Annotated in this window: 15 protein-coding genes, 5 tRNA genes and 3 rRNA genes; 21 read left to right on the forward strand and 2 right to left on the reverse strand. The window is 51.0% G+C overall.

Annotated elements, in window-relative coordinates; translation table 11 throughout:
- Nucleotides 1-113 precede the first annotated feature (113 nt).
- The 10 genes from pepQ (at nt 114) to birA (ending at nt 11,696) form a co-directional block, all read left to right on the forward strand.
- Entirely contained in the window at nt 114-1,445 is a 1,332-nt protein-coding gene (gene pepQ / locus FCN45_RS01020) for a Xaa-Pro dipeptidase (protein ID WP_137384923.1), read from the forward strand.
- Nucleotides 1,445-2,062 (forward strand): IMPACT family protein, encoded by a 618-nt coding sequence (locus tag FCN45_RS01025; protein WP_137384924.1) that lies wholly within the window; start codon nt 1,445-1,447, stop codon nt 2,060-2,062. The genes pepQ and FCN45_RS01025 overlap by 1 nt, the downstream gene beginning before the upstream one ends.
- A 27-nt stretch (nt 2,063-2,089) precedes the next feature.
- A complete protein-coding gene (gene trkH / locus FCN45_RS01030; RefSeq protein ID WP_101763723.1) occupies nt 2,090-3,541 on the forward strand; it encodes a Trk system potassium transporter TrkH in 1,452 nt (483 codons plus the stop codon).
- 17 nt (nt 3,542-3,558) lie between these two features.
- Nucleotides 3,559-4,095: a menaquinone-dependent protoporphyrinogen IX dehydrogenase gene (gene hemG, locus FCN45_RS01035; protein ID WP_137384925.1), complete on the forward strand. Its 537-nt coding sequence runs from the start codon at nt 3,559-3,561 to the stop codon at nt 4,093-4,095.
- 409 nt (nt 4,096-4,504) lie between these two features.
- Nucleotides 4,505-6,044: ribosomal RNA gene (locus tag FCN45_RS01040) — 16S ribosomal RNA — on the forward strand.
- A gap of 88 nt (nt 6,045-6,132) precedes the next feature.
- A tRNA-Glu gene (locus FCN45_RS01045) sits at nt 6,133-6,208 on the forward strand.
- 215 nt (nt 6,209-6,423) lie between these two features.
- Nucleotides 6,424-9,329 (forward strand): 23S ribosomal RNA (locus FCN45_RS01050).
- Between the two features lie 106 nt (nt 9,330-9,435).
- A 5S ribosomal RNA gene (gene rrf, locus FCN45_RS01055) occupies nt 9,436-9,551 on the forward strand.
- Together the 16S, 23S and 5S rRNA genes with 1 tRNA gene alongside form the textbook arrangement of a ribosomal RNA operon.
- A 148-nt stretch (nt 9,552-9,699) precedes the next feature.
- Nucleotides 9,700-10,737: a UDP-N-acetylmuramate dehydrogenase gene (murB, locus tag FCN45_RS01060; protein ID WP_137384926.1), complete on the forward strand. Its 1,038-nt coding sequence runs from the start codon at nt 9,700-9,702 to the stop codon at nt 10,735-10,737.
- Nucleotides 10,734-11,696, forward strand: coding sequence for a bifunctional biotin--[acetyl-CoA-carboxylase] ligase/biotin operon repressor BirA (gene birA / locus FCN45_RS01065; protein WP_137384927.1), 963 nt, complete (start codon nt 10,734-10,736; stop codon nt 11,694-11,696). Before murB ends, birA begins: the two co-directional genes overlap by 4 nt.
- 60 nt (nt 11,697-11,756) lie before the next feature.
- Here birA and coaA read toward each other — a convergent pair whose 3' ends face one another.
- The gene (coaA, locus tag FCN45_RS01070; protein WP_137384928.1) at nt 11,757-12,707 is read right to left on the reverse strand and encodes a type I pantothenate kinase; all 951 of its coding nucleotides are present in this window, start codon (nt 12,705-12,707) and stop codon (nt 11,757-11,759) included.
- Between the two features lie 202 nt (nt 12,708-12,909).
- The gene (locus FCN45_RS01075; protein ID WP_137384929.1) at nt 12,910-13,467 is read right to left on the reverse strand and encodes a GNAT family N-acetyltransferase; all 558 of its coding nucleotides are present in this window, start codon (nt 13,465-13,467) and stop codon (nt 12,910-12,912) included.
- A 328-nt stretch (nt 13,468-13,795) separates the two neighbouring features.
- On the opposite strand from FCN45_RS01075, the gene FCN45_RS01085 reads away from it, so the two are divergent.
- From FCN45_RS01085 to rplL, 11 genes are all read left to right on the forward strand, one after another.
- Nucleotides 13,796-13,871: transfer RNA gene (locus FCN45_RS01085), tRNA-Thr, on the forward strand.
- A 7-nt stretch (nt 13,872-13,878) separates the two neighbouring features.
- Nucleotides 13,879-13,963: transfer RNA gene (locus FCN45_RS01090), tRNA-Tyr, on the forward strand.
- A gap of 192 nt (nt 13,964-14,155) precedes the next feature.
- Nucleotides 14,156-14,230, forward strand: a tRNA-Gly gene (locus FCN45_RS01095).
- 5 nt (nt 14,231-14,235) lie between these two features.
- Nucleotides 14,236-14,311, forward strand: a tRNA-Thr gene (locus tag FCN45_RS01100).
- 107 nt (nt 14,312-14,418) lie between these two features.
- Nucleotides 14,419-15,603 (forward strand): elongation factor Tu, encoded by a 1,185-nt coding sequence (gene tuf, locus FCN45_RS01105; protein ID WP_110867595.1) that lies wholly within the window; start codon nt 14,419-14,421, stop codon nt 15,601-15,603.
- Nucleotides 15,604-15,830: 227 nt separating this feature from the next.
- Nucleotides 15,831-16,214 carry a preprotein translocase subunit SecE gene (gene secE / locus FCN45_RS01110; RefSeq protein WP_064741592.1) on the forward strand — a complete coding sequence of 128 codons (384 nt, stop codon included), beginning with the start codon at nt 15,831-15,833 and terminating at the stop codon, nt 16,212-16,214.
- Between the two features lies 1 nt (nt 16,215).
- Nucleotides 16,216-16,761, forward strand: coding sequence for a transcription termination/antitermination protein NusG (nusG, locus tag FCN45_RS01115; RefSeq protein ID WP_007886300.1), 546 nt, complete (start codon nt 16,216-16,218; stop codon nt 16,759-16,761).
- Between the two features lie 148 nt (nt 16,762-16,909).
- Nucleotides 16,910-17,338 (forward strand): 50S ribosomal protein L11, encoded by a 429-nt coding sequence (gene rplK, locus FCN45_RS01120; protein ID WP_007886298.1) that lies wholly within the window; start codon nt 16,910-16,912, stop codon nt 17,336-17,338.
- Nucleotides 17,339-17,341: 3 nt separating this feature from the next.
- Nucleotides 17,342-18,046: a 50S ribosomal protein L1 gene (rplA, locus tag FCN45_RS01125; protein WP_007886296.1), complete on the forward strand. Its 705-nt coding sequence runs from the start codon at nt 17,342-17,344 to the stop codon at nt 18,044-18,046.
- A gap of 349 nt (nt 18,047-18,395) precedes the next feature.
- Nucleotides 18,396-18,893 carry a 50S ribosomal protein L10 gene (gene rplJ, locus FCN45_RS01130; RefSeq protein ID WP_007886294.1) on the forward strand — a complete coding sequence of 166 codons (498 nt, stop codon included), beginning with the start codon at nt 18,396-18,398 and terminating at the stop codon, nt 18,891-18,893.
- Between the two features lie 66 nt (nt 18,894-18,959).
- Nucleotides 18,960-19,322, forward strand: a complete 363-nt coding sequence (rplL, locus tag FCN45_RS01135) for a 50S ribosomal protein L7/L12 (protein ID WP_101763017.1) — start codon at nt 18,960-18,962, stop codon at nt 19,320-19,322.
- Nucleotides 19,323-19,352 lie beyond the last annotated feature (30 nt).

Raw genomic sequence — 19,352 nt, forward strand, 5'->3', positions numbered from 1 at the left:
TTTGCAAACGAGAGTTTGATTATTTGATACAACGATCACAGCGTGCGCAGCACGGCATCGCTAACACGGCTGTGCTACACTGCGGCCACTTTCGCGACATCGGAGACAAGTCCATGGATTCACTGAAAACCCTGTATCACGCGCACATCAATACGCTGCAGCAGCGAGCGCAGCAGGTGCTGGCTCGCTTTAAGCTTGATGCCATGCTGATTCATTCCGGCGAGCTGTTGACCGTTTTTCTCGACGATCACGACTATCCGTTTAAGGTGAATCCCCAGTTCAAAGCGTGGGTGCCGGTGACGCAGGTGCCAAACTGCTGGTTATGGATTGATGGCGTGAATAAACCCAAGCTGTGGTTCTATTCGCCGGTTGATTACTGGCACAACGTTGAGCCGCTGCCTAACAGCTTCTGGACTAACGACGTGGAGGTGATTGGCCTGAAGAGTGCCGATGAGATCGCGCAGCTGCTGCCAGCACAGCGCGAGAACGTGGCCTATATCGGTCCGGTGCCGTCACGCGCTTCCCAGCTCGGTATTAACAGCGAGCAGGTGAACCCGAAAGGCGTGATCGATTTCCTGCATTATCATCGCAGTATCAAAACCGACTACGAACTGGCGTGTATGCGCGAAGCGCAAAAGCTTGCGGTGGCGGGCCATCGCGCTGCCAAAGAGGCGTTCTTCTCTGGCATGAGCGAGTTCGATATCAATATCGCCTATCTGACCGCAACCGGCCATCGCGATACCGATGTGCCTTATGGCAACATCATTGCGCTCAATGAACATGCCGCGGTGCTGCACTACACCAAACTGGATCATCAGCTGCCGGCCAAACGCCACAGCTTCCTGATTGACGCCGGTGCGGAATACCTCGGTTACGCCGCTGACCTGACGCGCAGCTACGCGGCGCAGAGCAAATCGCGCTATGCCGACATGGTTGCGGCGATGAACAAGGAAGAGCTGGCGCTGATCGCCACCTTGAAGGCCGGCGTGCGCTATACCGATTATCATCTGCAGATGCATCAGCGCATTGCGCGTCTGCTGCTGAAGTTCGAGTTGGTGAAAGGCCTGACTGAAGAGACGCTGGTGGCGGAAGATTTAACCGGTCCGTTTATGCCGCACGGCCTTGGACATCCGCTCGGCCTGCAGGTGCACGATGTGGCTGGCTTCATGCAGGATGACAACGGTACGCATCTGGCGGCACCGTCGCAATATCCGTATTTGCGTTGTACGCGCGTGCTGGAACCTGGCATGGTGCTGACTATCGAACCGGGCTTCTATATTATCGATTCGCTGCTGACGAAGCTGCGCGGCGGCATGTTCAGCCAATACTTTGACTGGGCGGCAATTGATGCACTGAAACCTTACGGCGGTATTCGTATCGAGGATAACGTGGTGGTTCACGCTAATCGCATTGAAAACATGACGCGCGACCTGCACCTTGCCTGATGGATGCTTACGACATTCCCGCTCAGGCCGTAAGTCTCAGCGAGGAAACCATTAAGAAAAGCCGCTTCATCACCTTGCTGGCGCACACGGCCGGCGTGGAAGCAGCGCGCGCGTTTGTGCAGCAGGTGAAGCAGGAACATCCTACCGCGCGGCATCACTGCTGGGCGTGGGTGGCGGGTGCGCCGGATGATTCGCAGCAGCTGGGTTTCTCCGATGATGGCGAACCTTCTGGCACCGCGGGCAAACCGATGCTGGCCCAGCTGATGGGTAGCGGTGTCGGTGAGATCACCGCGGTGGTAGTGCGTTATTATGGCGGCATCATGCTGGGCACCGGCGGCCTGGTAAAAGCTTATGGCGGCGGCGTGCAGCAAGGGCTGAAGCAACTGGCGCGTCAGCGTAAAGTGCCGATGGAATCTTTTACTCTGCAGTGCGATTACGCCCAACTCAGCGACATCGAACGCTTGCTGCAACGTTTTGACGGCATTATAGAAGAGAGCCATTATCAGGATCGTATTGCGCTGCGTTTAGCGTTGCCGCATGCGCAGATTGATGGCTTTCGCCAAAACCTCTCTGATTACAGCCGGGGCGCGCTGACGCTCATCCCGCTGACAAACTAAAAGCTTCTGTTTAAAGGAAACGGCTGAATGCATTTTCGCGCCATTACCCGCATCGTGGGCCTGCTGGTGATTCTGTTCTCGGTGACCATGATTTTACCGGGCCTCGTCGCCTTGATTTACCGTGATGGTGCCGGGCGCGCGTTCAGTCAGACCTTTATGATGGCGATCGTTATCGGTTCACTGCTGTGGTGGCCAAACCGCAAGCAGAAAACCGAACTCAAGCCGCGCGAAGGCTTCCTTATCGTGGTGCTGTTCTGGACCGTGTTGGGCAGCGTCGGTGCGATGCCGTTTATCTTCGCCGAGCAGCCGCATCTCTCAATCACTGATGCCTTCTTTGAGTCCTTCTCTGGCCTCACTACCACCGGCGCCACCACGCTGGTGGGACTGGATACGTTGCCTAAAGCGATTTTGTTCTATCGTCAGATGCTGCAGTGGCTCGGCGGGATGGGGATCATTGTGCTGGCGGTGGCGATTCTGCCCATTCTGGGCGTGGGTGGCATGCAGCTCTATCGCGCCGAAATGCCGGGACCGTTGAAAGATAACAAGATGCGCCCGCGTATCGCGGAAACAGCTAAAACGCTGTGGCTGATCTACGTATTGCTCACCGTGGCGTGCGCGGTGGCGCTGTGGCTGGCGGGCATGCCGATGTTTGATGCTATCGGCCATAGCTTCTCGACGATCGCGATTGGCGGGTTCTCAACCCATGATGCCAGCATCGGCTACTTTAATAGCCCAACTATCAACACCATTGTCGCGGTATTTCTGCTGATCTCGGGCTGTAACTATGGCCTGCACTTCTCTTTATTAAGTGGTCGCAACCTGAAAGTGTACTGGCGCGATCCCGAATTCCGCATGTTTATTGGCGTACAACTGACCTTAGTGCTGATCTGTACCATAGTGTTGTGGTTCCACAATGTGTACGCCAGCGGCTGGCAAACGCTGAATCAGGCGTTTTTCCAGGTGGTATCAATGGCGACCACGGCCGGTTTTACCACCGACAGCATTGCGCGCTGGCCGCTGTTCCTGCCGGTGCTGCTACTGTGCTCGGCTTTTATCGGCGGCATGGCGGGTTCAACCGGCGGCGGTTTGAAGGTGATTCGCATTCTTCTGCTGTTCAAACAGGGTTCGCGTGAACTGAAGCGATTGGTGCACCCGAATGCGGTTTACACCATCAAGTTGGGTAATCGCGCGCTGCCGGAACGTATCCTCGAAGCGGTGTGGGGTTTCTTCTCAGCTTATGCGCTGGTGTTCCTGCTCAGCATGTTGGCGATCATCGCCACCGGCGTGGATGACTTCTCGGCTTTTGCTGCCGTGGCCGCGACCCTGAATAACCTCGGGCCCGGTTTGGGTGTGGTAGCAGACAACTTCACTTCAATGAATGATGTCGCGAAGTGGATTTTGATTTTAACCATGCTGTTTGGACGCCTTGAAGTGTTCACGCTGCTGGTGCTGTTCACGCCGACCTTCTGGCGCGAATAATAAAATAGGATTGAGTAATGAAAGCGTTGATTCTGTATTCCAGCCGCGATGGGCAAACCCGTGACATTGCCGCGCGCATTGCGCAGACGTTAGTGCCGCATCAACTGTGTGACGTGATCGATTTACTGCAGGCGCAGCAGATTGATTGGTTGCAGTATGATCGCGTGCTGATTGGTGCTTCGATCCGCTATGGCCATTTCAATCCGGCGTTGCTGAAATTTGTCACCCAGCACAAAGCACAGTTGCAGCAGCGGGTGAGCGGCTTCTTTAGTGTCAACCTGACGGCGCGTAAAGCAGATAAGTGTACGCCAGAGACCAATGCGTATACGCGCAAGTTCCTGGAGCAGTCACCGTGGCAACCCGATTGCTGTGCGGTTTTCGCTGGGGCGTTGCGTTATCCGCGTTATCGCTGGCTTGATCGCGTCATGATTCAATTCATTATGCGTATGACCGGCGGGGAAACCGATACATCGAAAGAAGTTGAATACACCGATTGGAATAAAGTGGCGCTTTTTGCCCAGGATTTTGCGCAGTTACCAGGCAAATCGTTGTGAAATACAGCGTTGTGGCGAAATTTAGGTCGAACAGTAATTTATTTGCAATTAACCCTTGTCACCTCCGAATAACTCCCTATAATGCGCCACCACTGAGACGGCAAAGCGGCAACGCAGACGGCTTGGCAGGGAGTGAAGAAATTCATCCCGCCGGATAAAAACGCTGAAAAAAGTGTTTGACTCCGAAGGAGAGTAGCGTAGTATACGCCACCTCGCGACAGACGGTTCAGCCGCTGTTCGCAACGCTCTTTAACAATTTATCAGACAATCTGTGTGGGCACTCGCAGGATTGATATCCGCGTCTCCGGACGCAAAAAAATATCAAAGCCTCACGAGTGAACACATAATGAAATTCATTATGACGTTTTACAGATGAGCATCGCTGAACTGGTTTCAGCAAATCAAACTTAAATTGAAGAGTTTGATCATGGCTCAGATTGAACGCTGGCGGCAGGCCTAACACATGCAAGTCGAACGGTAGCACAGAGAGCTTGCTCTCGGGTGACGAGTGGCGGACGGGTGAGTAATGTCTGGGAAACTGCCCGATGGAGGGGGATAACTACTGGAAACGGTAGCTAATACCGCATAACGTCGCAAGACCAAAGTGGGGGACCTTCGGGCCTCACGCCATCGGATGTGCCCAGATGGGATTAGCTAGTAGGTGGGGTAATGGCTCACCTAGGCGACGATCCCTAGCTGGTCTGAGAGGATGACCAGCCACACTGGAACTGAGACACGGTCCAGACTCCTACGGGAGGCAGCAGTGGGGAATATTGCACAATGGGCGCAAGCCTGATGCAGCCATGCCGCGTGTATGAAGAAGGCCTTCGGGTTGTAAAGTACTTTCAGCGGGGAGGAAGGCGGTGAAGTTAATAACTTCACCGATTGACGTTACCCGCAGAAGAAGCACCGGCTAACTCCGTGCCAGCAGCCGCGGTAATACGGAGGGTGCAAGCGTTAATCGGAATTACTGGGCGTAAAGCGCACGCAGGCGGTCTGTCAAGTCGGATGTGAAATCCCCGGGCTTAACCTGGGAACTGCATTCGAAACTGGCAGGCTGGAGTCTTGTAGAGGGGGGTAGAATTCCAGGTGTAGCGGTGAAATGCGTAGAGATCTGGAGGAATACCGGTGGCGAAGGCGGCCCCCTGGACAAAGACTGACGCTCAGGTGCGAAAGCGTGGGGAGCAAACAGGATTAGATACCCTGGTAGTCCACGCCGTAAACGATGTCGACTTGGAGGTTGTTCCCTTGAGGAGTGGCTTCCGGAGCTAACGCGTTAAGTCGACCGCCTGGGGAGTACGGCCGCAAGGTTAAAACTCAAATGAATTGACGGGGGCCCGCACAAGCGGTGGAGCATGTGGTTTAATTCGATGCAACGCGAAGAACCTTACCTACTCTTGACATCCAGAGAACTTAGCAGAGATGCTTTGGTGCCTTCGGGAACTCTGAGACAGGTGCTGCATGGCTGTCGTCAGCTCGTGTTGTGAAATGTTGGGTTAAGTCCCGCAACGAGCGCAACCCTTATCCTTTGTTGCCAGCGGTTCGGCCGGGAACTCAAAGGAGACTGCCAGTGATAAACTGGAGGAAGGTGGGGATGACGTCAAGTCATCATGGCCCTTACGAGTAGGGCTACACACGTGCTACAATGGCGCATACAAAGAGAAGCGACCTCGCGAGAGCAAGCGGACCTCATAAAGTGCGTCGTAGTCCGGATCGGAGTCTGCAACTCGACTCCGTGAAGTCGGAATCGCTAGTAATCGTAGATCAGAATGCTACGGTGAATACGTTCCCGGGCCTTGTACACACCGCCCGTCACACCATGGGAGTGGGTTGCAAAAGAAGTAGGTAGCTTAACCTTCGGGAGGGCGCTTACCACTTTGTGATTCATGACTGGGGTGAAGTCGTAACAAGGTAACCGTAGGGGAACCTGCGGTTGGATCACCTCCTTACCTGAAGATACCTTCCCGCGAAGTGCTCACACAGATTGTCTGATAGAAAGTAATGAGCAAGACGGCTGCGAAGTCGTGACACTATCGTGTCCCCTTCGTCTAGAGGCCTAGGACACCGCCCTTTCACGGCGGTAACAGGGGTTCGAATCCCCTAGGGGACGCCACTTGCTTGGTGACAGGTGAAAGGTGTCTCCACGACGTATCTCAAACGCAGCTTACGAGCTGCGTCTGAGATACTGCTCTTTAACAATCCGGAACAAGCTGAAAATTGAAACGACGTATCGTCTTCATTCTCCGTAATAAGAATGAAGCGGCGATATGTTCGAGTCTCTCAAATGCTTGCAGTCTGCACGCGTTGCAAAACGCCTGTGGGTTGTGAGGTTAAGCGACTAAGCGTACACGGTGGATGCCCTGGCAGTCAGAGGCGATGAAGGACGTGCTAATCTGCGTAAAGCGTCGGTAAGGTGATATGAACCGCTACAGCCGACGATGTCCGAATGGGGAAACCCGGTGCACCCAGTGCATCATCGCAACATGAATACATAGTGTTGCGAGGCGAACCCGGGGAACTGAAACATCTAAGTACCCGGAGGAAAAGAAATCAACCGAGATTCCCCCAGTAGCGGCGAGCGAACGGGGAACAGCCCAGAACCTGAATCAGTTTGTGCGTTAGTGGAAGCGTCTGGAAAGTCGCGCGATACCGGGTGATAGCCCCGTACACGAAAGTGCACAGATTGTGAGTTCGAAGAGTAGGGCGGGACACGTGGTATCCTGTCTGAATATGGGGGGACCATCCTCCAAGGCTAAATACTCCTGACTGACCGATAGTGAACCAGTACCGTGAGGGAAAGGCGAAAAGAACCCCGGCGAGGGGAGTGAAACAGAACCTGAAACCGTGTACGTACAAGCAGTGGGAGCCTCTTTATGGGGTGACTGCGTACCTTTTGTATAATGGGTCAGCGACTTATATTCTGTAGCAAGGTTAACCGTATAGGGGAGCCGCAGGGAAACCGAGTCTTAACTGGGCGTTAAGTTGCAGGGTATAGACCCGAAACCCGGTGATCTAGCCATGGGCAGGTTGAAGGTTGGGTAACACTAACTGGAGGACCGAACCGACTAATGTTGAAAAATTAGCGGATGACTTGTGGCTGGGGGTGAAAGGCCAATCAAACCGGGAGATAGCTGGTTCTCCCCGAAAGCTATTTAGGTAGCGCCTCGTGAACTCATCTCCGGGGGTAGAGCACTGTTTCGGCTAGGGGGCCATCCCGGCTTACCAACCCGATGCAAACTGCGAATACCGGAGAATGTTATCACGGGAGACACACGGCGGGTGCTAACGTCCGTCGTGAAGAGGGAAACAACCCAGACCGCCAGCTAAGGTCCCAAAGTCATGGTTAAGTGGGAAACGATGTGGGAAGGCACAGACAGCCAGGATGTTGGCTTAGAAGCAGCCATCATTTAAAGAAAGCGTAATAGCTCACTGGTCGAGTCGGCCTGCGCGGAAGATGTAACGGGGCTAAACCATGCACCGAAGCTGCGGCAGCGACGCGTATGCGTTGTTGGGTAGGGGAGCGTTCTGTAAGCCGTTGAAGGTGTGCTGTGAGGCATGCTGGAGGTATCAGAAGTGCGAATGCTGACATAAGTAACGATAAAGCGGGTGAAAAGCCCGCTCGCCGGAAGACCAAGGGTTCCTGTTCAACGTTAATCGGAGCAGGGTGAGTCGACCCCTAAGGCGAGGCTGAAAAGCGTAGTCGATGGGAAGCAGGTTAATATTCCTGCACTTGGTGTTACTGCGAAGGGGGGACGGAGAAGGCTAGGTTATCCGGGCGACGGTTGTCCCGGTTTAAGCGTGTAGGCGGAGAGTTCAGGTAAATCCGGACTCTTATTAACGCTGAGGCGTGACGACGAGCCACCACGGTGGTGAAGTAACTGATGCCCTGCTTCCAGGAAAAGCCTCTAAGCTCCAGGTAACACGAAATCGTACCCCAAACCGACACAGGTGGTCAGGTAGAGAATACCAAGGCGCTTGAGAGAACTCGGGTGAAGGAACTAGGCAAAATGGTGCCGTAACTTCGGGAGAAGGCACGCTGTCATCAGGTGAAGTCCCTCGCGGATGGAGCTGAAGGCAGTCGAAGATACCAGCTGGCTGCAACTGTTTATTAAAAACACAGCACTGTGCAAACACGAAAGTGGACGTATACGGTGTGACGCCTGCCCGGTGCCGGAAGGTTAATTGATGGGGTTATCCGCAAGGAGAAGCTCTTGATCGAAGCCCCGGTAAACGGCGGCCGTAACTATAACGGTCCTAAGGTAGCGAAATTCCTTGTCGGGTAAGTTCCGACCTGCACGAATGGCGTAATGATGGCCAGGCTGTCTCCACCCGAGACTCAGTGAAATTGAAATCGCTGTGAAGATGCAGTGTACCCGCGGCAAGACGGAAAGACCCCGTGAACCTTTACTATAGCTTGACACTGAACATTGAGCCTTGATGTGTAGGATAGGTGGGAGGCTTTGAAGCGTGGACGCCAGTCTGCGTGGAGCCAACCTTGAAATACCACCCTTTAATGTTTGATGTTCTAACGTAGGCCCGTAATCCGGGCTGCGGACAGTGTCTGGTGGGTAGTTTGACTGGGGCGGTCTCCTCCCAAAGAGTAACGGAGGAGCACGAAGGTTGGCTAATCCTGGTCGGACATCAGGAGGTTAGTGCAATGGCATAAGCCAGCTTGACTGCGAGAGTGACGGCTCGAGCAGGTGCGAAAGCAGGTCATAGTGATCCGGTGGTTCTGAATGGAAGGGCCATCGCTCAACGGATAAAAGGTACTCCGGGGATAACAGGCTGATACCGCCCAAGAGTTCATATCGACGGCGGTGTTTGGCACCTCGATGTCGGCTCATCACATCCTGGGGCTGAAGTAGGTCCCAAGGGTACGGCTGTTCGCCGTTTAAAGTGGTACGCGAGCTGGGTTTAGAACGTCGTGAGACAGTTCGGTCCCTATCTGCCGTGGGCGCTGGAGAATTGAGGGGGGTTGCTCCTAGTACGAGAGGACCGGAGTGAACGCACCACTGGTGTTCGGGTTGTCATGCCAATGGCACTGCCCGGTAGCTAAGTGCGGAAAAGATAAGTGCTGAAAGCATCTAAGCACGAAACTTGCCCCGAGATGAGTTCTCCCTGACCCCTTGAGGGTCCTGAAGGGACGTTGAAGACTACGACGTTGATAGGCCGGGTGTGTAAGCGCAGCGATGCGTTGAGCTAACCGGTACTAATGACCCGTGAGGCTTAACCTTACAACGCCAGAGGCGTTTTGGTCTGAGAGACCGGATATTTTCAGCTTGTTTACGGATTAAAGAATCAGCGGAAGCGAATGTTATTCGTTTTTGCACAAAGAATTTGCCTGGCGGCTTTAGCGCGGTGGTCCCACCTGACCCCATGCCGAACTCAGAAGTGAAACGCCGTAGCGCCGATGGTAGTGTGGGGCCTCCCCATGCGAGAGTAGGGAACTGCCAGGCATCAAATAAGTGAAGAAGCCCCGGACGAAAGTCCGGGGCTTTTTTACGTCTGTACATTAGCAATTTCCCATCAGAAATAAGAAAACATCAAACTCGCAACCTACCGATCAGGTAAACTACGGTCAGATTAATCAGTAAAGGCCGTGAAATGTCCAGCCCCAATACATCCCTGAAAGCTTTCAACACTCTTGGTCTTACGATCAATGCACAAACGCTGACCATCGCTGAAACTCCTGACGCTATTACTTTGGCCTGGAAAAACAGTCAGCAATCAAATCTGCCTTTTATTGTATTAGGCGAAGGGAGCAACGTACTCTTTCTTGAAGATTTTAGCGGCTCGGTGGTAATTAATGCGATTAAAGGCATCGCTATCGAAGAGCATGACGAAGCCTGGCACTTGCATGTTGGTGCCGGCGAAAATTGGCATGCTTTAGTTGAAAACACGCTAAAGAAGGGTATTACAGGACTGGAAAACCTGGCGCTAATTCCTGGTATGGCCGGCTCAGCACCGATTCAAAATATCGGTGCGTATGGTGTCGAATTTAAAGATATCTGTCACTACGTTGAAGCTATACATCTCCCAACGCAACATATGATTCGTTTGTATCGAGAAGAGTGCCAGTTTAGCTATCGCGATAGTATTTTCAAACATGCAATGAAGGATGACTATGTCATTGTTGCAGTAGGATTACGTCTGGCAAAACAGTGGAAACCTGTTCTAACTTATGGCGAGCTGACTAAGTTAAACCCAGCAACAGTGTGTGCCTGGGATGTATTCAATGCTATTTGCCATATGCGCCAAAGCAAACTGCCCGACCCAAAAATCACAGGTAATGTCGGTAGTTTCTTCAAAAATCCGCTGATCACAGCTGAGCATGCAGATGCGCTAATTAGGCAGTGGCCATCCATTCCTCATTATCCACAGGCCAGTGGCGAAGTGAAATTAGCAGCTGGCTGGTTGATCGACCAATGTGGTCTTAAAGGCTTCCGTGTAGGTGGCGCCGCAGTTCACCGTCAGCAGGCTTTGGTACTGATAAATGAAGATTATGCCACTCCACAGGATATTGTCGATTTAGCGCATCAGGTTAGAAATAGAGTCGGACAAAAGTTTGATGTTTGGCTGGAGCCAGAAGTGCGCTTTATCGGTGCTCGAGGCGAGCGTAATGCCGTTGAGGTAATTTCATGAAAGATAATAGCGTGCCGTTAAAGTTAGTGGCATTGGTGGCCGATGGTGAATTTCACTCTGGTGAGCAGTTGGGCGAAGCGCTTGGCATGAGCCGTGCTGCCATTAATAAACATATACAGACTCTCAAAAGTTGGGGTCTGGATGTATATACGGTAACGGGTAAAGGCTACAGCTTACCAGAGCCAATTCAGTTACTGGATGAAGAAGTCATCCTGTCTCTCCTGCATCAACCTAATCTGGCGGTTATTCCTGTTATCGATTCTACCAACCAGTATTTGCTGGATCGGATGGATCAATTGCCGTCTGGCTACGCATGCATTGCCGAGTATCAGCAAGCAGGGCGCGGACGTCGCGGGCGTAAATGGTTTTCACCGTTTGGCTCCAACCTGTATATGTCGATGTATTGGCGTCTTGATCAGGGCCCTGCTGCGGCGATGGGCCTGAGTCTGGTGATTGGTATCATCATGGCAGAAGTGATTCAGTCATTAGGTGCTCCGGATGTCCGGGTTAAATGGCCGAATGATCTCTATCTTAACGATCGTAAGCTTGCTGGTATTTTAGTTGAGTTAACTGGAAAAACCGGCGATGCAGCTCAGATTGTTATAGGTGCTGGTGTCAATTTGCTGATGCGTTCAGAAGGCACGGCAGAAATTAATCAGGGTTGGATTAATCTTCAGGAAGCTGGTGTTGATATCGATCGCAACGAGTTAGCTGCGAAGTTGATTAATAGCCTGCGTGAAGCGTTACCTATTTTTGAGCGCGATGGTTTGGCGCCATTTGTTTCCCGCTGGGAAGCCCTTGATAACTTCATTAATCGTCCAGTGAAGCTTCTTATTGGGGATCGTGAGGTACATGGCATTGCGCGAGGTATTGATAAGCAGGGTGGCTTATTACTGGAGCAGAATGGAGTCATTAAATCCTGGGTAGGGGGTGAGATTTCTCTTCGTCCAGACAATTAATGCATCTGAGCTAACAAATTAAAATGCCCACGATCTTTTATGGGCATTTTATAAAAAAGACTATTTCCTCAAACGTACACTTTGCACCGCATGATCAGCCGACTTCGTCATAATAAGACTTGCTCGTTCACGTGTAGGCAGGATATTTTCCTTTAAATTAAGCCAGTTAATCTCTTTCCACAGACCATGCGCAATATTGAGTGCATCCTCTTCGGGTAATTGCGAATAATGATGGAAATAAGAGTCCGGATCGCTAAATGCGCCCTCACGAAATTTCAAAAAGCGATTTACATACCAGCTCTCGAGTAAGGACTCTGGTGCATCGACGTAAATTGAAAAATCCACGAAATCAGAGACAAATACATGGTGAGGATCGTGAGGATAGTCCATACCGCTTTGCAGCACATTCAATCCTTCAAGAATAAGAATATCAGGCTGTTGTACGACTTTATCGCCATCCGGAATGACATCATAAATCAGATGTGAATAAACCGGCGCTGTCACCTGGCTAGCACCCGATTTTAAATCAGATACGAAGTTAACCAGGCGATGCATATCGTAAGATTGCGGGAACCCTTTTTTCTTCATCAAACCGCGTTCTTTAAGCACGGCATTAGGATGCAAAAAACCATCAGTAGTGATCAATTCTACTTTGCGGTGTTCTGGCCAGCGGCTAAGAAGCGCCTGAAGCACACGAGCAGTTGTGCTTTTTCCTACCGCAACGCTGCCGGCAATACTGATGATATAAGGGATTTTCTGCCCATTAGTGCCAAGAAATTGCTCAAGCACCGCCTGACGACGCAGATTAGAACTGATGTAAAAATTAAGCAGACGCGATAGCGGCAGATAAATCTCGGCCACTTCTTCTAATGAAAGATCTTCATTGATACCACGCAGACGCTCAATTTCACCTTCAGCCAATGTCATTGGTACGGAATCGCGTAGTGCTGCCCATTGCTGGCGATTGAACTGCAAATAAGGCGTAGTAAGAGGTGTCGTTTTTTTACTCATAAGCATGCATCTGAGTGCAAATTCTGATTCATCAACACCTTGCTGCATTAGGCATACGAAGATGTATCAAACTCAATTGCACGTCACAGGGGTAATTAACGAGAACAATGGGCAGGAGGGTAACACCAGTGTGACTTTAAAAAGAAGTAAAATGATAAACAGGAGCACGCTTTCGCAAGCGTGCCCGCATTTTTCTTGTCGGTCAGTAGCTTGTCGCTACATTTTCTGCTGGGCTGGTACGCAGACGTTTATAGTAAATCGCGCCGGGATGAGGATGCCCATCCGCGCATAATGCATAGTCGGGCAATTCCCCTAAATAGCGGTAGCCATGTGCCCGATAAAAAATTTCTTCCGCAGAATCTGCAATGACATCCAAATAAAGCAGACCACGCTGATAGCTTTCTGCCTTGTGCTCAAGCGTCTGCATTAATCTGCGTCCAATCCCTTCTCGCTGAGCATTTGAATGCACAAGCAGCTGTAAAACTTCCGCGCGATTTTGTCCATCTGGACGCTGACAAATATTGAGCTGCACGCTTCCCACCACAACCGAGTCGATGACGGCAATCCATAGCAGCAACTCATGGCGTGCCATTTTGTTGCGCAAGCTATGAAAATAGCGCTCGGCATCCTGATACTGTTGCATCTTTTGCGAATGTTGAAATGTCGAAGTCATATTGTTTTTTACCGCTTCAACCATCAGGGCAGCCAAAGCCTGACGATAAAGGGGTAATGTTTCTGCAGTGAGTTGAACAATATTCATGCGACATCCTCCATTTAATGACCCGGTTAAATAGATAAGCAAAATGCAGGCCAGCAGAAAAAACGAGTGTAGCGGGTAGTTTCACAAAAAATTTTCTACAATTTGCACAGCAGAAAGGCAGTGTGCTTCAAATATGTGCATTGAAAATGATGGCGGTTCATAGCAATCAATCAATGTGGTGGTGTAAAAACGCACAGGTTTAGGGTGATTTTACTACGACTGATGACTGATTTGAGATGATTTGCACAAATAGTAAGCGATAGAACAATTTTGACGATTTTTTTGTTGCATCCTTCTTCGGGTATTCCTAGAATGCGCTCCACTTGATGCCGGCTTAGCTCAGTTGGTAGAGCAACTGACTTGTAATCAGTAGGTCACCAGTTCGATTCCGGTAGCCGGCACCATCAAGTAGGTGGGATTCCCGAGCGGCCAAAGGGAGCAGACTGTAAATCTGCCGTCACAGACTTCGAAGGTTCGAATCCTTCTCCCACCACCATCTCAACCTCCTGGTTGGGCGTCAGATAAAGTCTTTATCTGATGGGTGAGTTCTTCATCTCTCACCTTCGAATTTCAGATTGCGCATTAGCGCAATCAAAGTTGGTCAGCAACTCTGACCGGCTCGAATAATAGAAGGTCTTCTTTTATTATTCATAAGCTACAGAAAGAACAGGTAGCCGAGTTCCAGGATGCGGGCATCGTATAATGGCTATTACCTCAGCCTTCCAAGCTGATGATGCGGGTTCGATTCCCGCTGCCCGCTCCAGATGTGCTGATATGGCTCAGTTGGTAGAGCGCACCCTTGGTAAGGGTGAGGTCCCCAGTTCGACTCTGGGTATCAGCACCACTTCCTTTATCTCTCTCCTGATTCTCTCTCTGTAAACCAAACAGTCAGGCAATGCCTGGTTGATATGACGATATCTTCGATATATCCGTGTCTTAGAGGGACTAGCGATGGCTAAAGAGCAATTTCAGCGTAACAAACTGCACGTAAACGTGGGCACCATCGGTCACGTCGACCACGGTAAAACCACCCTGACTGCAGCAATTACTACCGTACTGGCTAAAACCTACGGCGGTAAGGCAAGCAAATTCGATGAGATCGATAAAGCGCCAGAAGAGAAAGCACGTGGTATCACCATCAACACTTCTCACGTTGAATATGAAACCCCGTCTCGTCACTATGCGCACGTTGACTGCCCAGGCCACGCCGACTATGTGAAAAACATGATCACCGGTGCTGCGCAGATGGACGGCGCGATCCTGGTTGTTGCTGCGACTGATGGCCCAATGCCACAGACCCGTGAGCACATCCTGCTGGGTCGTCAGGTTGGCGTTCCTTACATCATCGTGTTCCTGAACAAGTGCGACATGGTTGATGATGAAGAGCTGCTGGAACTGGTAGAGATGGAAGTACGTGACCTGCTGTCAGCATATGACTTCCCAGGCGACGACACTCCAATCGTACGTGGTTCTGCTCTGAAAGCGCTGGAAGGCGACGCTGAGTGGGAAGCTAAGATCATTGAGCTGGCTGAGCACCTGGATACTTACATCCCAGAGCCAGTTCGTGCAATTGACAAGCCGTTCCTGCTGCCAATCGAAGACGTATTCTCAATCTCTGGCCGTGGTACCGTTGTTACCGGTCGTGTTGAGCGCGGTATCGTTAAAGTGGGCGACGAAGTTGAAGTTGTTGGCCTTAAAGACACTGTGAAATCAACCTGTACTGGCGTTGAAATGTTCCGCAAACTGCTGGACCAGGGTCAGGCAGGCGAGAACTGTGGTGTTCTGCTGCGTGGTATCAAGCGTGAAGACATCGAGCGTGGCCAGGTTCTGGCTAAGCCGGGTTCAATCAAGCCACATACCCAGTTCACTTCAGAAGTTTACGTTCTGTCTAAAGATGAAGGCGGCCGTCATACTCCGTTCTTCAAAGGCTACCGTCCTCAGTTCTACTTCCGTACTACTGACGTGACCGGTGACGTTCAACTGCCAGAAGGCGTTGAGATGGTAATGCCAGGCGACAACGTAAAAATGACCGTTACTTTGATCAAGCCAATCGCTATGGATCAGGGTCTGCGTTTTGCAATCCGTGAAGGCGGCCGTACTGTTGGTGCGGGTGTTGTTGCTGAAATTATCGCTTAACTGCGATAAGATTTGACGCAATGCACAAGGAAAGGGCATCATTTGATGCCCTTTTTGCACGCTGTTGTATAGAACCTGGCTCATCAGTGATTTTGCATCATAATCATTGCTGAGACAGGCTCTGTTTCACGGCGTTGGATACCGAGTTACGCTCAAAAGCTCATTCGGTTTGGATGCCTCGCACTGCGGGGCAGTATAGTTTCTGAATTATTGTGGCAGGTTGGTTTATGAGTGCGAATACCGAAGCTCAAGGAAGCGGGCGCGGCCTTGAAGCGATGAAATGGGTAGTTGTGATCGCATTGCTCCTGGTAGCAATCGTCGGCAACTATATCTATCGCGATGTAACATTGCCTCTGCGCGCGCTGGCTGTGGTTGTGCTGATCGCTGCAGCGGGCGGCATTGCTTTGCTGACAATCAAAGGCAAAGCGACTGTGGCATTTGCCCGTGAAGCTAAAACCGAAATGCGTAAGGTCATTTGGCCGACTCGCCAGGAAACACTGCACACCACGTTAATCGTTGCCGCGGTAACTGCCGTGATGTCACTGATTTTGTGGGGGCTGGATGGTATTCTGGTCCGTCTGGTATCGTTTATCACTGGCCTGAGGTTCTGAGATGTCTGAAGCTCCAAAAAAACGCTGGTACGTCGTTCAGGCGTTCTCCGGTTTTGAAGCCCGCGTAGCGAAATCGCTGCACGAGCATATCAAACTGCACAACATGGAAGAGCTTTTTGGCGAAGTCATGGTGCCGACTGAAGAAGTCGTCGAAATCCGTGGCGGCCAGCGCCGCAAAAGTGAACGTAAATTCTTCCCTGGCTACGTATTGGTTCAGATGGTAATGAATGACGCCAGCTGGCACTTAGTACGCAGTGTACCGCGTGTAATGGGCTTTATCGGTGGTACTTCCGACCGTCCTGCGCCAATCAGTGATAAAGAAGTTGATGCGATTATGAACCGCCTGCAGCAGGTGGGTGATAAGCCGCGTCCAAAAACGCTGTTCGAGCCAGGCGAGATGGTACGCGTCAGCGACGGCCCGTTTGCCGACTTCAACGGAGTGGTCGAAGAAGTGGACTACGAGAAGAGCCGCCTGAAAGTGTCCGTTTCCATCTTTGGCCGTGCAACGCCAGTGGAACTCGACTTCGCTCAGGTGGAGAAAGGTTAACCCTTCTGTTCACTTTTTAGCTCTTGCGGAAGGCGCGAAATTTACCTATAATTTCGCGCCTTTTGTTTTTATGTGCCCGCAACGGCATATAAATCGTTATCACGGGGAGCCTGTTTTTCAGGCGTTATAACCCAATTGAGGAATTATCATGGCCAAGAAAGTACAAGCCTACGTTAAGTTGCAAGTTGCAGCTGGTATGGCTAACCCAAGTCCACCTGTTGGTCCAGCACTGGGTCAGCAGGGTGTTAACATTATGGAATTCTGCAAAGCGTTCAACGCTAAGACTGAATCCCTGGAGAAAGGCCTGCCTACTCCTGTTGTTATCACCGTATACAGTGACCGTTCTTTCACCTTCGTTACCAAAACGCCTCCGGCTGCCGTACTGCTGAAAAAAGCAGCGGGCATCAAGTCTGGTTCTGGTAAGCCGAACAAAGACAAAGTCGGTAAAGTTTCCCGTGCTCAGGTACGTGAAATCGCAGAAACTAAAGCTGCGGACATGACTGGTTCTGACGTAGAAGCGATGACTCGCTCTATCGAAGGTACTGCTCGTTCCATGGGCCTGGTAGTAGAGGATTAAGAAATGGCTAAGCTGACCAAGCGCATGAGCGTAATCCGTGACAAAGTTGATGCTACTAAGCAGTACGACATTAACGAAGCTGTTGCTCTGCTGAAAGAACTGGCTACTGCAAAGTTCGTAGAAAGCGTTGACGTTGCCGTTAACCTCGGCATCGATGCACGTAAATCTGATCAGAACGTGCGCGGTGCGACCGTTCTGCCACACGGTACTGGTCGTTCAGTACGTGTTGCCGTCTTCACCCAAGGTGCAAACGCTGAAGCTGCTAAAGCAGCTGGCGCAGAACTGGTTGGTATGGAAGACCTGGCTGAGCAGATCAAAAAAGGCGAAATGAACTTTGACGTTGTAATCGCATCTCCAGATGCAATGCGCGTTGTTGGCCAGTTGGGCCAGGTTCTGGGCCCACGCGGTCTGATGCCAAACCCGAAAGTTGGTACCGTAACGCCGAACGTTGCTGAAGCAGTTAAAAATGCTAAAGCAGGTCAGGTTCGTTATCGTAACGACAAAAACGGCATCATCCACACTACCATCGGTAAAGTGGATTTTGACACTGACAAATTGAAAGAAAACCTGGAATCTCTGCTGGTTGCGCTGAAAAAAGCTAAACCATCACAGGCGAAAGGCGTGTATATCAAGAAAGTCAGCATCTCTACCACCATGGGCGCCGGCGTTGCCGTTGACCAGGCTGGTCTGAGTGCATCAGCAAACTAATTGCTGCTTGTAACGGGCGAAAAATTCATCTAGAATCTTACGCCCGTTGTTCTGGTTGTTTGCACAATTCAGAACCCAGATTCAAAGCGAGTGAGTGACAAAGTCTAAACACTTGGTTGTTCAGTCGCTTAGGTTGGAGCCAGGCCTTATCCTGGCCTCCGTCCGAGACCGCAGGAGCAGAATATTTTCGGATATCTTGCTTAATACCCTGCGTAGACGGTGACAGAACCAAAAAGAATTATTTCTTCGCTGGATTCTGCTCACCGTGTAATAGCGCTTATCGCCTTCGGGTGAATAAGTGAAGTGAGTTCCGGGAAATTATTCCCGGTCAATCCAGGAGCAAAAGCTAATGGCATTAAATCTTCAAGGCAAACAAGCGATTGTTGCTGAAGTTAGCGAAGTAGCCAAAGGCGCGCTTTCAGCGGTTGTTGCGGATTCCCGTGGCGTGACCGTTGATAAAATGACCGAACTGCGTAAAGCAGGTCGTGAAGCTGGCGTTTACATGCGTGTTGTTCGTAACACCCTGCTGCGCCGCGTCGTTGAAGGTACTCCTTTCGAGTGCCTGAAAGACACGTTTGTTGGTCCGACCCTGATTGCATACTCTTTGGAACACCCGGGCGCTGCCGCTCGTTTGTTCAAAGATTTCGCTAAAGCGAATGCAAAATTTGAGGTCAAAGCTGCAGCCTTTGAAGGTGAGCTGATCACGGCGGCCAATATTGACCGTCTGGCAACTCTGCCGACTTACGAAGAAGCACTGGCACGTCTGATGTCGACCATGAAAGAAGCCGCTGCTGGCAAACTGGTCCGTACTCTGGCTGCTGTGCGCGATGCAAAAGAAGCGGCTTAAGGCCAAATTCTTTTCCTTCGTGCTTGCTACCGTATAAACTTTTTCTGATTTTTAGGAACAATCGATATGTCTATCACTAAAGACCAAATTCTGGAAGCTGTTGCCGCTATGTCCGTAATGGAAGTAGTTGAGCTGGTTTCTGCTATGGAAGAAAAATTCGGCGTTTCTGCTGCTGCCGCTGTAGCTGTTGCTGCTGGCCCAGCTGAAGCTGTTGAAGAGAAAACTGAATTCGACGTAATTCTGAAAGCTGTTGGCGCTAACAAAGTCGCAGTAATCAAAGCAGTACGTACTGCAACTGGCCTGGGCTTGAAAGAAGCTAAAGACCTGGTTGAAGCTACCGGTACTATCAAAGAAGGCATCAGCAAAGATGACGCAGCCGCTCTTGAAGCTGCTCTGAAAGAAGCTGGCGCTGAAGTTGAAGTTAAGTAAGACAACCTTCGGGTTGCAGCCTGAGTAACA

The sequence above is a fragment of the Pantoea sp. SO10 genome (assembly GCF_005281435.1).
In the GTDB taxonomy this organism is placed as follows: domain Bacteria; phylum Pseudomonadota; class Gammaproteobacteria; order Enterobacterales; family Enterobacteriaceae; genus Pantoea; species Pantoea leporis.

Bases quoted from the DNA above. Each gene is read 5' to 3' on its own strand.
- coaA (WP_137384928.1), bottom strand. From the start codon at position 12,707: ATGAGTAAAAAAACGACACCTCTTACTACGCCTTATTTGCAGTTCAAT.
- hemG (WP_137384925.1), top strand. From the start codon at position 3,559: ATGAAAGCGTTGATTCTGTATTCCAGCCGCGATGGGCAAACCCGTGAC.
- nusG (WP_007886300.1), top strand. From the start codon at position 16,216: ATGTCTGAAGCTCCAAAAAAACGCTGGTACGTCGTTCAGGCGTTCTCC.
- trkH (WP_101763723.1), top strand. From the start codon at position 2,090: ATGCATTTTCGCGCCATTACCCGCATCGTGGGCCTGCTGGTGATTCTG.
- rplK (WP_007886298.1), top strand. From the start codon at position 16,910: ATGGCCAAGAAAGTACAAGCCTACGTTAAGTTGCAAGTTGCAGCTGGT.
- rplA (WP_007886296.1), top strand. From the start codon at position 17,342: ATGGCTAAGCTGACCAAGCGCATGAGCGTAATCCGTGACAAAGTTGAT.
- murB (WP_137384926.1), top strand. From the start codon at position 9,700: ATGTCCAGCCCCAATACATCCCTGAAAGCTTTCAACACTCTTGGTCTT.
- secE (WP_064741592.1), top strand. From the start codon at position 15,831: ATGAGTGCGAATACCGAAGCTCAAGGAAGCGGGCGCGGCCTTGAAGCG.
- rplL (WP_101763017.1), top strand. From the start codon at position 18,960: ATGTCTATCACTAAAGACCAAATTCTGGAAGCTGTTGCCGCTATGTCC.
- FCN45_RS01025 (WP_137384924.1), top strand. From the start codon at position 1,445: ATGGATGCTTACGACATTCCCGCTCAGGCCGTAAGTCTCAGCGAGGAA.
- FCN45_RS01075 (WP_137384929.1), bottom strand. From the start codon at position 13,467: ATGAATATTGTTCAACTCACTGCAGAAACATTACCCCTTTATCGTCAG.
- rplJ (WP_007886294.1), top strand. From the start codon at position 18,396: ATGGCATTAAATCTTCAAGGCAAACAAGCGATTGTTGCTGAAGTTAGC.
- pepQ (WP_137384923.1), top strand. From the start codon at position 114: ATGGATTCACTGAAAACCCTGTATCACGCGCACATCAATACGCTGCAG.
- birA (WP_137384927.1), top strand. From the start codon at position 10,734: ATGAAAGATAATAGCGTGCCGTTAAAGTTAGTGGCATTGGTGGCCGAT.
- tuf (WP_110867595.1), top strand. From the start codon at position 14,419: ATGGCTAAAGAGCAATTTCAGCGTAACAAACTGCACGTAAACGTGGGC.